Origin of the sequence: Fodinibius roseus (genome assembly GCF_900129315.1) — a bacterium.
Taxonomy (GTDB): Bacteria; Bacteroidota; Rhodothermia; order Balneolales; family Balneolaceae; genus Fodinibius; species Fodinibius roseus.
Map to the genome: position 1 here is coordinate 1 of NZ_FQUS01000007.1, position 14,382 is coordinate 14,382.

The window sequence follows — 14,382 nt, forward strand, 5'->3', positions numbered from 1 at the left end:
ATTGGCTTCTGGCAATGTCATCACCGCCTGCGGGCGATGGGTCGCCCCTGGAATCACAAACGGGTGTATCGGGTTTACACGGCCCTGAGGCTTAATATCCGTCGCCGGGCCAAGAAGCGGTTGCCGGCTCGTGCCAAACAGCAGCTGTTCCAGCCCGAAGGACCCAATGAGGTGTGGAGCCTTGATTTTATGCATGACAGCCTCTGGGATGGACGCACGTTTCGCATGTTGAATGTGATCGATGACTACAACCGGCAAGTGCTTTGGATCGAAACGGATACCTCGCTGCCGGCCCCACGGGTGATACGGGTGCTGGAAAACCTGAAAGAATCCCGCGGGCTGCCCCAGATGATTCGGGTGGATAACGGCCCGGAGTTTATCTCTCGAAAATTAGACCTTTGGTGCAAAGACAATAATCTTACCCTGGCCTTTATACAGCCAGGCAAACCAACGCAAAATGCTTACGTTGAGCGGCTTAATGGCAGTATTCGTTCGGAGCTGCTGAACGCTTATATATTTAAAACCCTGAGCGAAGTGCGAGAGAAAACCCAGCAATGGAAATATGATTATAACCACAATCGACCCCACAAATCGCTGGGGTATAAAACACCGGTAGAACTACTACCTTAACCGAAATCCTCTACTTTTAAGTGGCCCAAAAAATGGGGAAGCTGACACTTCCATTAGAAATGCTAATGGGTGCCTTTCCTTTTCTAGGCCAGTTTTTTCCCTGACTTTATCTAAATGCTCTTTTTCTGATTCAAAGACTCCAATTTTATTACTGTAATCACCTTTCTCTTCTGAATTATATTCTCTAGAGGTACAAGGATATTTTAAAAAAGATGCTAAAGTACCAGCTGTAAGGTTTAAGCCAAATCTGTCACTTAAAATCTGGAGTTTAGTTAAGACGCGAAAACCCTGAGCATTTCCATCAAAATTTATAAACTCTTCCTTTTGTTCTTTGGTTAAGTCAATTTCTTTATATTCCTCTTTGGAAAACAATTCTTTATAATAGTTTTGAATTATATCTTCGCCATAATGACCAAAAGGAGGGTTCCCAATATCATGGCAAAAGGCAGTAGATGCGAGAATTGTCGGAATCCTTCTAATTAAATACTCTTTAAGTGTCTGTTCCTTTTTTAAATTACCTTCTAAGTCGCCTTCAACATGATTCAGAAACTTGTCCCTACTACAAATATCAAAACCAATTGATTTAGCAACAGATTGAACTTCAATTGAGTGTGTCAGCCTTGTATGGATATTATCATCTGTAGTTAGAGGGAAAACTTGAGTTTTATCATGCATTCTTCTAATTGCTGGAGAAAAAGCGATTCTTCCATAATCACTTTCAAATTCATTTCTTTTATCTCCTTCAAATCTGCTATCTCTTGTAGAAGGTCTAAGGCGTTCTTCAGATAATAGTTTTTTCCAATCCATTACAAGTCTATGTATTTAATATTAATTTAGTAATAAATACTATTGAAATAGATTAATCAAGCTACCTTTAATGTTTCTGAACTTATGTAAGACTGTTGCGAGAGAAACCCGCTACCGTCGAACAAAAATTTCAATGATATCGAAATGAAATTAGAGAGAGGTGACGAGAGATGGGCTGTCCCCCAGCTGTCCCGAGGAGCGTTCGACTCATAAATAGAAAGAATTTTCATAAAACAAAAAAGCCGCTAACTCATTGCGAGATAGCGGCTTATCGTTGAGCGATCCGGACGAGATTCGAACTCGCGACCTCCTGCGTGACAGGCAGGCGTTCTAACCAGCTGAACTACCGGACCGTATAATACTTAATTTCTTTTACGTCACTATCGTTTCCTCATTCGGACTGTCACATTACCACACCGGGTTTCAGTACAGAAGAAAAAAACCGCTCTGTTCTTCTTCGTGACCGGCGGCTGAAGGACGCACTTTAATTCGTCAATAGCAAACAGCCTGTTGCCGGCCAGTCTCACAGATGGTTCGTAATCGTGATTTCGTACCTGAACTAAGTCAAATCACCGGACCGAATGAGAGCTCTGAATATAACGACCTTTCGACTCCCATGTCAAGTCAAAATTTGATTTAATCAAAAGAACTTTCCGGCGACTCTGTCTCGGGGTCAAAAGAGGAAAGTTTGAAGCCCGGGGCTGTCATGAAGAAAAACGTTTTTCTGTTTTACACTACAGGAGTCTGCATCGAACATTGTATATTTAAAACTTTTGATTCACTGAAAGAATTTAGTTACCATAGGTATAAACCAAGGAATTTCGTATGTATCAACCAACATTTGTTGAAGTATCGCACGATATCAGCGTCGAGGTAAAACCGATTTACCTCGAGGAAGAATCCCATGCGGTTGCACATAAACATGTATTTGCCTATTTCATCACGATCAAAAATTTAGGGTCCCGGACCGTGCAGCTGCTCAGGCGTCACTGGGAGATTGAAAACGCTTCGGGCAGCACGCACGAGGTGGACGGGGAAGGCGTAATCGGGCAAAAGCCTACGATAGAACCGGGCGGGGAACACACGTACAACAGTTTTTGTGTGCTAAAGTCGTTCCGGGGCAGTATGAAGGGGTTTTATACCATGCAGTCAGACGACGGGGAGCAGCTGAAGGTGAGAATCCCGAAATTTCGGCTGGTATCACACGTATTAAATTAAAGGCAGATAAATATAGGAAAGCGTCTTCTTTATATAATACCCTTGAAAAAAAAGGAATGTTGATTAATATCACCCCTGGACGTATTCAAAACCGCAATATTTCACCCGGATTAGCCACCAAGAAATTTGGGCTATGCTTAATGGTTGATAGGCCAAACAATATTAAGGGCTTAATTCTTACTGTTTCGTGAATAACCCGGGTTTAGCACATGTGAGGAATGTTGAATGCACTTAACATGCAATAGATTGGCCACAGAACGGTTTTTGTAGAGCTTTCTATAAAAAAAGGAGGACCGTAAGTATCAGTTACGGCCCTCTGTCGGGATGGTGATGGGATGTATTAGGGATACAGTATATTAACTCTCCAAAGCCGTTTCTATTGCCTTTAAAATCTGATTACTTTTTGGTGTCGTATCACTGCGGAAACGGCGGACGAGTGTGCCCTCTTTATCGACCAGGAATTTTTCGAAATTCCACTTGATTTCACCCGTAAAATCGGGGTTAGAAGCCGATGTGAGATAGTTGAAGAGGGGATGCTGGTCCTCGCCCTTGACGGATATTTTTGAAAACATCGGGAAAGATACATCGTAATTTACCTTGCAAAACTGCTTGATTTCTTCATCCGTACCCGGTTCCTGTCCCCCGAAATTGTTCGCGGGAAACCCCAGTACGACCAGCCCCTCATCCTTGTACTTTTCGTAAAGCGCTTGCAGGCCTTCATACTGAGGGGTAAAGCCGCACTCCGAGGCCGTATTTACAATTAATAATACCTTTCCGTTATATTTGTCGAGTGAGGCTTCCTTGCCGTCAATCGTTGTCAAACTAAAGTTATGGACGGAATCTACAGGCTTCTCTGCGATAGTTAAGCTCATCAGTGAAAATATAATCAGTAATCCGAGTGTTTTCATAGGTTGTAAACCGTTATTTTAAAGCGCAATAGTAAATAATAAATGTAATTTTATGATGAATCATTCCCTCAAACGCAGGTATTCACAGTTTCGGTCACAGGCAGCTGTAATCGTATTCGCGGTGTGCTTTTTATTGAGCTCGGCCGGGGTGGTGAGAGCACAGATGTTTTCGATGGATGAAGAGGCACCCCCGCAGTTCAGGCAGCCGGTTAACGAACTTTATATTGGTTATGAACCGACAACGGTAACCTATGAAGGAAGCCAAAATACGAATGAAGCCGGCCAGTTTGCCTATGATGCCCCGGTCCTTCGGGTGGGATACAGCAGCCGGATGTTGAACCTGTACCTGGGAACGGGGGGGAACATTACGGGCAGCGACGACGTTGCCTATTTTGATGTGGGAGGAAATATCAACGTTGGCTTTCCGCTCTATTTCACAGAGAAATTTAGCCTGCTGCTCCCGGTGCGCATATCGTCGCGGCTCACCAATATCACGAACGAAAGGACGGGCATCAGCCTGGACCGGTTTCGCTTCGGAAGCGTAACAGCCGGGGCGGGCCTGCAGGCCAATGCACGTCCGGTCCGGAATATGCGCATCCGGGTGGGAGCCATACCGAGTTACGGCTTTACCTTTGCATCAGGTGGACTGTTCGGGGGCTCGCTGGGAAGTGTGGCCCTGAAGGGGCGGCTCTATTTCGACCGGCTTTTTGGGAACGTGGGGCTCAGCGCCGGGTATAAATACGATTTGCGCAATTACAATGTGGAGGAAGAGAAATATGACTACCGGATGCAGGGACACAGCATCCAGCTGGGAATTACCTTTTAGTTCATCGTTATGAAAACAGAGCAGCTACTTTTGGAGTTGGAACAGCTGGTCGAGCAGGCGGGCTACACCATCCGCAAGGAAAAGGGAACCTTTCGGGGAGATTCCTGTGTGATGGAGGGGGAAAAGCTGGTGGTACTCAACAAGAAAAAGCCGGAACAGCAGCAGGTGGGCCTGCTGGCGAGAGTGCTTCAGGATCAGCCGCTGCACGATATTTATATCAAGCCTGCTGTACGCAGGCAGCTGGAGGAGCTCTGGGAGCGCTTTGAGCAGTTTAAGGATCGTGAAATTGAAGAGTTAGATATAGACCTGGAGTAATGCAGATAACATTTTTAGGTACCGGTACATCCATGGGGGTTCCCGTTGCGGGCGGATTCGGCCGGGAACATCTCAGTGCTGACCCCCGGAATATTCGCTGGCGCTGCTCCGCATGGGTGCAGACCGAACAAACGTCTATCGTCATCGATACAGGGCCGGAATTTCGTCTGCAGACCCTCCGGGCGGGTTTAAGCCATATCGACCTGGTGCTGATTACCCATGAGCATATGGATCATATTTCCGGGCTGGATGACCTGCGGCCCTTCTGTTTTGAGCAAAACAAGTGTATGCCGGTCTATTCCACAAAGGATGGGATTCTTTCCATACGGAGGCGCTTCGACTATATGTTTGGTCCCGATCGCTACCGTGGAGCAACGTCGCTGGACCTGATTGAAATGGCGGAACCTGTTTCGTTCAGGGATACCACGATTACGCCCCTGCCTGCCAGGCACGGGAATGTCGATGTCCTCGGCTTCCGGATTAACGACTTGTCCTATTTCAGTGACGTCAAGGTGATTCCCGGGGAGACCAAAGAACGGATCAGGGGATCCCGGGTCCTGGTATTGGACGGACTGCGGTGGGAGCCCGACCACCCCACGCATATGACAATCCCCCAGGCGGTTGAGGTGGCCCGGGAGCTGGAGGTTCCCCGGACCTACCTGGTGCATATGAACGGGTATGTTGACCATGAGGAGAGTAACAAAAAGCTCCCCGACGGGATCAGTCTGGCCTACGACCAGCTTACGGTTGAACTATAAGTAACGCTGTGAAACTGCCAGGGAGAGCAGCAGGGGAATTGACTGTACGCGGGGTTTTATCCTCTACAGGAATTTCTTGGTTTCTTCTTTTTCTTTGAGCTGGTTTACAATCTGCTTGACGCCTTGCGCTTCATCCAGGTTGCATACCAAGATAGCGTCCTCGGTCTCAACCACGGCCAGGTTCTCCACGCCCACCAGAGCAATCATCTTGCCGCTGTCGCTTTGGATGAGGTTACCGGTGGCGCCGGCCAGCGCGGCGCTGTCGGCTTGAATAACATTGCCGTCCCGGTCCTTGTCACGGAGCTCATAAACGGCCTTCCAGCTTCCCACATCGTTCCAGCCAAAGGAGCCCGGCACTACGAAAACATCATCCGACGGCTCCATAATGCCGTAATCGATGGAGATTGAGGGACATGCATGATAGAAGGCATCAACCGCCTCTTTTTGGTTTTCACTGCCGATGGCAGGCCGCAGCTGGTCGACCTGCTTTTTTATGTCCGGCAGATGCCGCCCGAATTCCCGGAGAATGGTTCCGGCGCTCCAGACAAACATGCCGCTGTTCCACAAGAAGGTACCGGACTCGATAAATTGCCGGGCGGTTTGCTGGTCCGGCTTTTCACGAAATTGTTTTACCTTTTTTATATCAGGCCCCCGGTAGCTTTCCGAAGAATCTTTATCAAACTCGATATAGCCGTATCCGGTCTCGGGCCGGTCGGGCTGAATGCCGATGGTCACCAGATGATGACCTTCCCGGGCTTTGGTGTCTGCTGTTTCTAAAATAGAGAGGAAACTGTCGGTCTGGCTGATCAGGTGGTCGGCGGGAAGCACGGCCATCGTGCCATCGGGATCCTGCTCGCGGATAAGCGCAGCGGCAAGGGCAACGCAGGGAGCCGTATTTTTGGCAACGGCCTCTCCCACAATATTTTTTTGGGGGACCTCCGGAAGCTGCTTCCGCACCAGCGACACGTAGCGGTCGTTGGTGATGACCCAGATCCGCTCGGAAGGGATGAGGGGCGCAATGCGATCGGCTGTGGCCTGCAGCATCGTGCGATCGCCAAAGAGGGTTAAAAATTGTTTGGGATGTTCCCGGGTGCTTCGCGGCCAAAAACGGGTGCCGGATCCCCCGGCCATAATTACAGCATGCAGCATAATATATAATACAAGTTAAAGAGGATGAATTCTGTATGTAAGGAAAAGTAGCTAATATTGCGGCAATAGTGAAGCGAAGATCTCGCCGGCTCTTTTTTCCTATCTTACAGAGACCTTTGCAAACCGTTGTTTTGCCCGGTTTCCGCGTTTTTGCTATTTCAAAATCCTCACCTGTAGTCTATCCACTATGGCATTGAGATCGCTCAGGGGGTGATATTGAACACCCTCCACTGGTTTTAAAGGTCTCTTCGTAATATTCAAAGGCTGTTTGTCACGAAATTGGAGGCGATTCACCCTACGGAGTCGACAGGGGGACGTGTTTGCTCCACCTCCGCTTTGGTAAGGGTGAAACTGAAGGTAGAGCCCTCGTTTGGAGCGCTATCAATGAAGAATTCCTCCCCGTGCGCCTCCATGATGTGTTTTACGATCGCCAGACCGAGTCCGGTCCCGCCTTTTTCACGGGAACGCGATTTATCAATGCGAAAAAAGCGTTCGGTCACGCGTTCGATATATTGCTGATCAATGCCGATGCCGGTATCCTTTACGGAGACGAGCATCTTGCCGGGATCATTGGAAAAAGGTTGGGCGCTCACCGTCACCGATCCGCCCGCCACATTGTATTTGATGGCGTTTTCGACCAGGTTGATGAGCACCTGTTTGATCTGGTTGCGATCGGCGCGAACCAGGGTATTTTCATTAAACGCTCCCATTTCCAGCGTCACATTCTCTTTTTGTGCTTTATACTGGAGATTGTCTACCACATCCGAGATCACATTGTGGAGATAAATACTCTGCACTTCCGACTTCAGCTCCCCGGTCTCCAGCTTGGAAATTTCCATCAGGTCTTTGGTGAGCAAGATCAGGCGGTTGACGTTGCGCATGGCTTTTTTCAGGAACCGGCGGTTGACCTCCTCATCATCAATAGCCCCATTGAGCAAGGTTTCGATAAAACCCTGGATTGCAAAAATAGGAGTTTTGAGCTCGTGTGAAATATCGCCGATGAACTCTTTCCGGTAGTTTTCGATACGATTGAGCCGCTGGATTTCGCGCTCTACCGTTTTGCTGGCCCGGATGGTTTGCTTGATGAGGTAGTCAAGCTCATCGTGTCCCCCGGTAGAGAGGTTATCGTAGTCCTCAAACCGCTTGCGGGCGATATTCCTGTTAATGCGGTTAAGGGTTTCCATGCGCCTGATAAGCATCCGGTAGGTGATGGCGTAGACGATACCGAAGGTAAGGATCATCAACAGGAGCCCGAAGAAAAGGAGATTTTCAAGGCTGCTTTCAAAAAAGAAGTAAGACAAGCCCATGCTGACTCCACCGACTCCGATCGCTGAAAACAGGCCGGCCCTGAAGGAGAGGCGCGATGATTTGGTAAACGGAGATTTCCTCATTCTTTAAAGCGATATCCGACTCCTTTAACGGTTTCAATATACTCCTTTCCCAGTTTTTCACGAATTTTGCGAACATGTACATCCACCGTTCGGTCAACCACATACACATTGTCGCCCCATACGTGGTTAAGCAGCGTCTGGCGATCCATAACCTTGCCTTTGCGATTGGCCAGAAAGTACAGGAGTTCGAACTCTTTTCGGGGCAGGTGGAATTCTTCTTCGCCCTGGGTCACTATATACCGGTCTTTGTCAATTACGATGTCGTGCACATTAATCTGGTCAGCCATTTCCTCGGTTTCCTCGAAACGGCGCAGTACCGCTTTTATGCGCGAAATTAGTTTGGTGGTGCTGATGGGCTTCGTGATATAATCGTCGCCGCCTTTGTCGAGTCCCTCTACTTCGGTCTTTTCATCGCCCCGGGCCGTAAGGAAGATAATGGGAATGCGCTTGATTTTTTTATCACTGCGCATGCGCTCCACCACCTCAAGTCCGTCCATTTTGGGCATCATGATATCCAGAAGAACCAGGTCGGGCCGGTGCTTGCGGGCGATATCAATGCCCTCCAGTCCATCTTCGGCTTTCAGAACATCGAAGCCTTCTTTTTTGAGGTTGTATTCGATTAGATCGAGCAGGTCCTGTTCATCATCGACGACTAAAATTGTTTTTCTGTCAGGCACGGGCAAAAGATTAGTTGTAAAAGTTACGTGATATGAGAAAAATAGTAATCTTAACGTTATCCGTTAATACTACAAAGAGCCCGTCTCAAATTAAAACCACAGTGTGTTAAATTATTGTTATGTATTAAGCTGAGCAAGGGCCATTTTGACCAGCTCCTGTACATTTTGTGCTGAATTCCCATTCTTAACGGCCATGGAAACGGCTTTCTCAGAGTCTCTTTTCTTGAATCCCAGCGACTGCAGGGCCGAGACCGCTTCTCCTTTGAGGTTTCCTGAGACGGAACCGGCTGCTTGTGTATAGGTCGCATCAACCATTTCGGACACTTTGTCCTTTAGCTCCAGGATCATTCGTTCGGCTGTTTTTTTACCGATGCCTTTAATCTGGGAGAGCTTGCCTTTATCCTTTTGCACAATCGCGCCGGTAATCTCTTCGGCAGGCAGCCCCGACAGGATTGTCAGTCCCAGTTTGGGTCCCACGCCTTTGACCGTAATCAGCAGCTCAAAAAGATCTTTTTCATTTTGGCCTAAAAACCCGAACAGGCGCTGGTCGTTGTCGGTGATATGGTGGTGGACCAGCAGCTCAGCTTCTTCTCCCAGCGGGGGAAGCTGTTCCAGCGTTTGCGTCGATATTTCCAGCTGATATCCCACATCGCGTACCTCAAGGATAAGCTGGTTTTCTGACTTGGAATGAACCGTGCCTTTCAAGTATGCGATCATGGCTGTTAGGTAGACTGTTTTTCTTTAATAATGAATAAGGCGTAAACCGCCGCGGAGGGTTGCAGGTATTGTTCTTCTGTTCGTTGCTTCACGCATGGTCGGGGTCCTGTCATTCTGAAATTCGATCGGGGTTATTGGCTGCGAAGCTCTCCCAGCTCGAGGTGCTGTTATTCTGATGCGTCTTCTTGTTCGATTTCGGAATCCGGTTTTGAATGCTGTTCTGTTTCATCAGGTGGCACCAGGCTACGGCAAGGGCATCCGTGGCATCTTTGGAGAGTTTTTCCTCCGGCAGTTTTACCATTTTGCGTAGCATAAAAGCGACCTGTTCCTTGCTGGCATTGCCATTGCCGGTAATGGATTTTTTTACCTGCTTGGGATAGTATTCGGTGACCGGAATGCTGTTATTCGTGATCGCCAGCATGGCGGCTGCCTGGGCGCGTCCCAGTTTGAGCATCGCGAGCGGATCGACGCCATAAACGGGGGTCTCGACGGCACAGCTGGTGGGATGAAAAGAAGCGATAATCTTTGATACTTTGTCAAAAATATGTTGCAGACGATCGGCGTGGTCGTCCATGTGCGCCATATTGATGGTATCGCAGCGCATGGCAACCAGCTTGCCGTTTTCTTTGGTGAGAACAGCATAGCCGGTCGTGCGGGATCCGGGATCAATACCTAAAAAAATGTCAGCCATAACAGTTCGTTCCTCCGGTTTCTTAAAATATAACAGATTACCCGCACCATTCCATATGCTTAATTCTTAACATATAGAATCCTTTGTAAAGTCCACAACGTCATGGTGAACCAAATGCAATTGGGATGTACCAGGGTTTTCAGGATCACTTGGAATGATACTTTTGGAGAAGGTTTTGAAAAATCGGGAATCATTGTCAATTTCAACCCCTGAGCGTATTTAAAACCACAGCCAATAAAGCATATGTAAGGATGTCAAATGCGCGAAAATGCAGTAATTGGCAACGGAGCGGTTTTGGAAGTCTTCTATAATCTATCGCCATGTTTTCCTGCAGCAGGCTTTGAACTAAATTCAGCATGATGCGGTTTGCAATAAACCTCTTAAATATATAATAAAAAAAGTCCCGGCGGATCTTCACCGGGACTTGCAAGGTACATGTCGGTCCTTTAAATGCTACTTGGCAAAGGTCGTTTGCGTTCGCATTTCTTTGATATAATTTACCACTGCATTATGACCGTAGGTTGAGGCCAATGTTAATGCTGTGTTATCATTGTTGTCTTTTAGCATGTGATCAGCGTCGTGAACCAGCAGTTTTTCAACAACATGTGTTTGCCCCGTTTCTGCTGCAATCATCAACGCCGTCTTTCCTTCCTGGTTGCGGACGTTGATATCAGGGTTGTGAGTGAGTATGATATCCAGGATACGGAGATTGCCAACCTCTGCAGCTACCATCAGCGGAGTGTTGCCTTGCTGGTTGATGATGTTGACATCCATTTCTTCCGCAAGCAATACGTTGATGCTGGTATAGTCAATACTGCGAATGGCCTCAAATATATTTTCTTTAAGAGTGTCAGTTTTAACGGTAATAGTATCAGTGTTAGAATTAGCTCCGGCACCAGGTACCACTAAAAGGGTTAGGCTGACGCACAAGATTAATCCTTTGAAAGTTTTCATAGGTAATATGGAACGTTGTTTTTATCTATTTTATAAGAGCTGTCTGCGCTCTCAATTAGTGAGCCCAAAGATACGAACCTTACCAACGGAAGGTTACGCAAGGACCAGCTAATGATGTAAAACAGAAAGCTTTAGGGGGGAGGGACAGGCTACCTTAATAACTGAATATAGAAAGGATAAAAAGCTAATTGATACCGATATCGTTATAGTACCTTTGAATTAGATAAACAGGCAGGCCTTAGTCTAATATAAAGGAACGATGAAGATCCGAAAAAGCTGTGCGGCAAGCTATCCGCCCCCGAAATAAAGGGTCACTTGTATTCCTTGAAGGTGCCGATTCTTGCAAAATAATCCCTCGCCGCTTCCATGACCCTGGGGGCCAGGATAAGCCCGGAAATCATCGTGGGGATGGCCATGAGGGCGAACATTCCGTCGATGAGATCGATGACGGCCCCGATTGAAGCGACCGAACCGAAAACAATGGATCCCACATAAAAGTAATTGTACCAGTGTTGTCGTTCGGCCCCGATCAGAAACCCGAGACACTTGGTGCCGTAATAGGAGTAGGTGAGCATGGAACTGATGGCGAAGAAGACCACACAAATGACCAGCAGGTACGTGCCAACGGCCGGCAGTGCTTCGTTAAATGCATTAAGGGTAAGAGTTACGCCGTTGGCTTCGGTGGATTTCCATACGCCGGTGACCAAAATGGCCAGGGCGGTCATGGTACAGGTAATGATCGTATCGATAGCGGGGCCCAGCATGGCAACGAGTCCCTCGCGGACGGGCTCCTTTGTCTTGGCAGCCCCGTGGGCCAGGGCCTCGGTTCCAAGCCCTGCCTCATTGGAGAATACCCCCCGCTGGATTCCTATGACGATCAGTGAACCTACCGCGCCTCCCATTACGGATTTCCCGGTAAAGGCGTCGGTAAAAATAAGTCCCAAATAATAGGGGATCTCCTGGATATGGATGGCTAGGATGACCAGCACGCAGCTCACGTAGATGACAACCATGGCCGGAACCAGCCGCGAGGTGACCTTCCCGATGCGGGTGATGCCGCCGAATATGACGAAGGAAATGATGACCACCAGCACCAGTCCCGTGATAAGATCGCCGCCCATGTGCGCATTGGCAGCGACCCAGCCCTGGGGAATATAGATGGTATCCCGAAGAATCTGGGTGAGCTGGTTGGCCTGAAAGATCGGGAGGGGACCGAAGATGCCGGCGGCGGCAAAGAGGGCCGCCAGCGGTTTCCACTTTTTGCCGAGTCCTTCGGTAATCACGTACATCGGGCCCCCTTGAATTTTGCCCGCCGAGTCTTTGCCGCGGTATAAAATAGCAAGCGAGCAGGTAAAGAATTTGGTGGCCATTCCCACGAAGGCGCTCACCCACATCCAAAAGAGCGCGCCGGGACCGCCCATAAAGATGGCAACGGCAACGCCGCTGATGTTCCCCATGCCGACCGTGGCAGCAAGGGCACTGGCGAGTGCCTCAAAGTGGGAGATGTCCCCGGGGTCATCCGGGTTGTCGTATTTTCCGCGTAATATTTCGAGGGCATGGATAAAATATTTAAAGGGAGCGAAGCGGGAGTAGATCATAAAAAATAATCCTCCGCCCACCAGCAAATACACCAGCGGCATCCCCCACATAAAGCTTGAAAACGCAGCCAAATATTCTTCAATAAGTTTCAGAACGGATACCTCGTATAACTTTAATCATATTGATTATCAAGCAGTGTGAATATACTAATTAGATCGGCAAAAAAAGATGAAATCAGTCCCCGGGGGCGCAATACCCGCTTTGCGAAGCAGACTGGCTATTTGTGCCCGGTGGTGTTGACCATGGATAATAAGGTGATGCAGGATATCGGAAAGCGGCGTTTCAAACTGCCCTTTGGAATTCATATAGGAGATGTTCCGGTCCAGGTCGGAGCGATTCTCTTCAATCAGCAACCGCCACTTCTCTGTATAGGTTTTCAGCTTTTGCAGGGCAACGGATAACCCGTAGTCGGGCCAGACTTCCAGGTCTTCGTTCGACAGGTCTTGAATACGATCGTACCATACCTCCTGGGTGCCGGCAATATGGCCGTAATAGGAGATAGCCTGCTCGGCGCCCGGAAAATCCAGATGGTCTTGCAGGGTTAACAGAATCTGATCATTGGCCCATATGTCGTAGGAAAACAAACGAAGCAATCGATCTGCAGGATGCATAGTGTTATGGATGGTTTATGATTAAACGTTAATGGTTTATATGAAGCCTTTGCAAAATCGCTCTTTTGCCCAATGTCGGCGTTATCGGTCGGTTGAAATCCCCACCTGTGAGCTATATCCTGCGAGGACAACCTTCCCGGGGCCGTGACCTTGACCAAAATCCCTGGTTTTTCAAGGGCTTCTATATGATCATATCAGAATCATTGCTATTATACAAATTTTGAAGTAGGAAAACGGTACCCTATTTTAAATTGAATTCTGATAGCAAACTTTGGTGGCCACCCAAATAACCAGTATTTATTGATAAATAATGTTAGCTTTACAGAAATAAAAACAGGAGGTATCACACGCCATGCTGTTAGCACTGGATATCGGGAATAGCAATATCGTGATCGGCGCATCCGATAACGGAAAATGGATTCATCGGTGGCGCATACAAACGGATGCGGACAAGACCGCTGATGAGTACAGCGTTCTTTTTCAAAACTTATTTTCGGGTAGCGGCCTAAATTATCAGCAGTTTGTCCGTGTGATCGTATGCAGTGTTGTCCCCCGGTTAACCCAGACGATCAGCGAGGTGTTCCGGCGACATTCACATCTGGAGGTGACGATCGTGAACGGGACAACCGACACGGGCATAACGGTAAAAAGAATCGACCGGCAGAGCGTGGGGGCCGACCTGATCGCCGGTGCGGCGGGAGCTTTTGAGATGTTCGGGGACGACTGTATCGTGGTGGATTTCGGTACGGCAACCACGGTGATGGCCGTACAAAAGCCGGGAGAGTTAATGGGTGGTGCGATATGCGCGGGATTGAAGGTAACCATTGATGCCCTGGTCGGGAAGGCCGCGCAGCTCTCCCAGATTCCGCTGGAACCGCCGCCGGAGGTGATAGGGACCAATACGAGGGAGTCTATGCAGTCGGGCCTGGTACTGGGACACCTGTGTATGATAGAGGGACTCATAGACCGGATGAAAAAGCAGCTCGGGTCCGATAGCGTCAAGGTGATTGCCACGGGAGGATTTTCGGAGGGGATAGGAGGCTATACCGATTATTTCGATGTCGTCGACCCGATGCTTACGCTTGATGGACTACGCGTGATTGCTGACCGGCAACAATGATCAGCCACCTC

At 48.4% G+C, this 14,382-nt stretch carries 16 protein-coding genes and 1 tRNA gene; 6 read left to right on the forward strand and 11 right to left on the reverse strand.

Annotated elements, in window-relative coordinates:
* The coding region (locus BUB16_RS07710; RefSeq protein ID WP_170864323.1) for an IS3 family transposase at positions 1–630 on the forward strand (630 nt) is incomplete at its 5' end.
* Here the strand turns inward: BUB16_RS07710 and dgt are convergent.
* Both dgt and BUB16_RS07720 read right to left on the reverse strand, forming a co-directional pair.
* Complete coding sequence (gene dgt, locus BUB16_RS07715; protein ID WP_073061809.1) at positions 622–1,437, reverse strand: dGTP triphosphohydrolase; 816 nt, start codon at positions 1,435–1,437, stop codon at positions 622–624. The two genes, BUB16_RS07710 and dgt, sit on opposite strands and share 9 nt — an antisense overlap.
* A 279-nt stretch (positions 1,438–1,716) precedes the next feature.
* Positions 1,717–1,790 (reverse strand) — tRNA-Asp (locus BUB16_RS07720).
* 472 nt (positions 1,791–2,262) lie between these two features.
* On the opposite strand from BUB16_RS07720, the gene apaG reads away from it, so the two are divergent.
* On the forward strand, positions 2,263–2,655 hold the full coding sequence (gene apaG / locus BUB16_RS07725) for a Co2+/Mg2+ efflux protein ApaG (protein ID WP_073061812.1): 393 nt from the start codon (positions 2,263–2,265) through the stop codon (positions 2,653–2,655).
* Positions 2,656–3,011: 356 nt separating this feature from the next.
* Here apaG and BUB16_RS07730 read toward each other — a convergent pair whose 3' ends face one another.
* On the reverse strand, positions 3,012–3,563 hold the full coding sequence (locus BUB16_RS07730; protein WP_084088121.1) for a glutathione peroxidase: 552 nt from the start codon (positions 3,561–3,563) through the stop codon (positions 3,012–3,014).
* A gap of 52 nt (positions 3,564–3,615) precedes the next feature.
* Between BUB16_RS07730 and BUB16_RS07735 the strand changes: the two genes are divergently transcribed.
* The 3 genes from BUB16_RS07735 to BUB16_RS07745 are packed head-to-tail and all read left to right on the forward strand — an operon-like array spanning position 3,616 to position 5,462.
* On the forward strand, positions 3,616–4,389 hold the full coding sequence (locus tag BUB16_RS07735; protein ID WP_073061816.1) for a hypothetical protein: 774 nt from the start codon (positions 3,616–3,618) through the stop codon (positions 4,387–4,389).
* Between the two features lie 9 nt (positions 4,390–4,398).
* Positions 4,399–4,704: a hypothetical protein gene (locus BUB16_RS07740; RefSeq protein WP_073061819.1), complete on the forward strand. Its 306-nt coding sequence runs from the start codon at positions 4,399–4,401 to the stop codon at positions 4,702–4,704.
* Positions 4,704–5,462 carry an MBL fold metallo-hydrolase gene (locus tag BUB16_RS07745; protein ID WP_073061822.1) on the forward strand — a complete coding sequence of 253 codons (759 nt, stop codon included), beginning with the start codon at positions 4,704–4,706 and terminating at the stop codon, positions 5,460–5,462. Before BUB16_RS07740 ends, BUB16_RS07745 begins: the two co-directional genes overlap by 1 nt.
* Positions 5,463–5,525: 63 nt before the next feature.
* Here the strand turns inward: BUB16_RS07745 and BUB16_RS07750 are convergent, their stop codons facing one another.
* The 8 genes from BUB16_RS07750 to BUB16_RS07785 form a co-directional block, all read right to left on the reverse strand.
* A complete protein-coding gene (locus BUB16_RS07750) occupies positions 5,526–6,611 on the reverse strand; it encodes a mannose-1-phosphate guanylyltransferase (RefSeq protein WP_073061826.1) in 1,086 nt (361 codons plus the stop codon).
* 290 nt (positions 6,612–6,901) lie between these two features.
* A complete protein-coding gene (locus BUB16_RS07755) occupies positions 6,902–8,002 on the reverse strand; it encodes a sensor histidine kinase (protein WP_073061831.1) in 1,101 nt (366 codons plus the stop codon).
* Positions 7,999–8,679: a response regulator transcription factor gene (locus tag BUB16_RS07760; RefSeq protein ID WP_073062347.1), complete on the reverse strand. Its 681-nt coding sequence runs from the start codon at positions 8,677–8,679 to the stop codon at positions 7,999–8,001. The genes BUB16_RS07755 and BUB16_RS07760 overlap by 4 nt, the downstream gene beginning before the upstream one ends.
* A 117-nt stretch (positions 8,680–8,796) precedes the next feature.
* Positions 8,797–9,396, reverse strand: coding sequence for a Holliday junction branch migration protein RuvA (gene ruvA, locus BUB16_RS07765; protein WP_073061834.1), 600 nt, complete (start codon positions 9,394–9,396; stop codon positions 8,797–8,799).
* A 109-nt stretch (positions 9,397–9,505) separates the two neighbouring features.
* Complete coding sequence (gene ruvC / locus BUB16_RS07770; protein ID WP_073061838.1) at positions 9,506–10,087, reverse strand: crossover junction endodeoxyribonuclease RuvC; 582 nt, start codon at positions 10,085–10,087, stop codon at positions 9,506–9,508.
* Between the two features lie 453 nt (positions 10,088–10,540).
* On the reverse strand, positions 10,541–11,041 hold the full coding sequence (locus tag BUB16_RS07775; RefSeq protein WP_073061841.1) for an ankyrin repeat domain-containing protein: 501 nt from the start codon (positions 11,039–11,041) through the stop codon (positions 10,541–10,543).
* A gap of 311 nt (positions 11,042–11,352) precedes the next feature.
* Positions 11,353–12,732: an alanine/glycine:cation symporter family protein gene (locus BUB16_RS07780; protein ID WP_350354134.1), complete on the reverse strand. Its 1,380-nt coding sequence runs from the start codon at positions 12,730–12,732 to the stop codon at positions 11,353–11,355.
* 54 nt (positions 12,733–12,786) lie between these two features.
* The gene (locus tag BUB16_RS07785) at positions 12,787–13,251 is read right to left on the reverse strand and encodes a DinB family protein (protein WP_084088122.1); all 465 of its coding nucleotides are present in this window, start codon (positions 13,249–13,251) and stop codon (positions 12,787–12,789) included.
* A 352-nt stretch (positions 13,252–13,603) separates the two neighbouring features.
* Between BUB16_RS07785 and BUB16_RS07790 the strand changes: the two genes are divergently transcribed.
* Entirely contained in the window at positions 13,604–14,371 is a 768-nt protein-coding gene (locus BUB16_RS07790; protein WP_073061851.1) for a type III pantothenate kinase, read from the forward strand.
* Positions 14,372–14,382 lie beyond the last annotated feature (11 nt).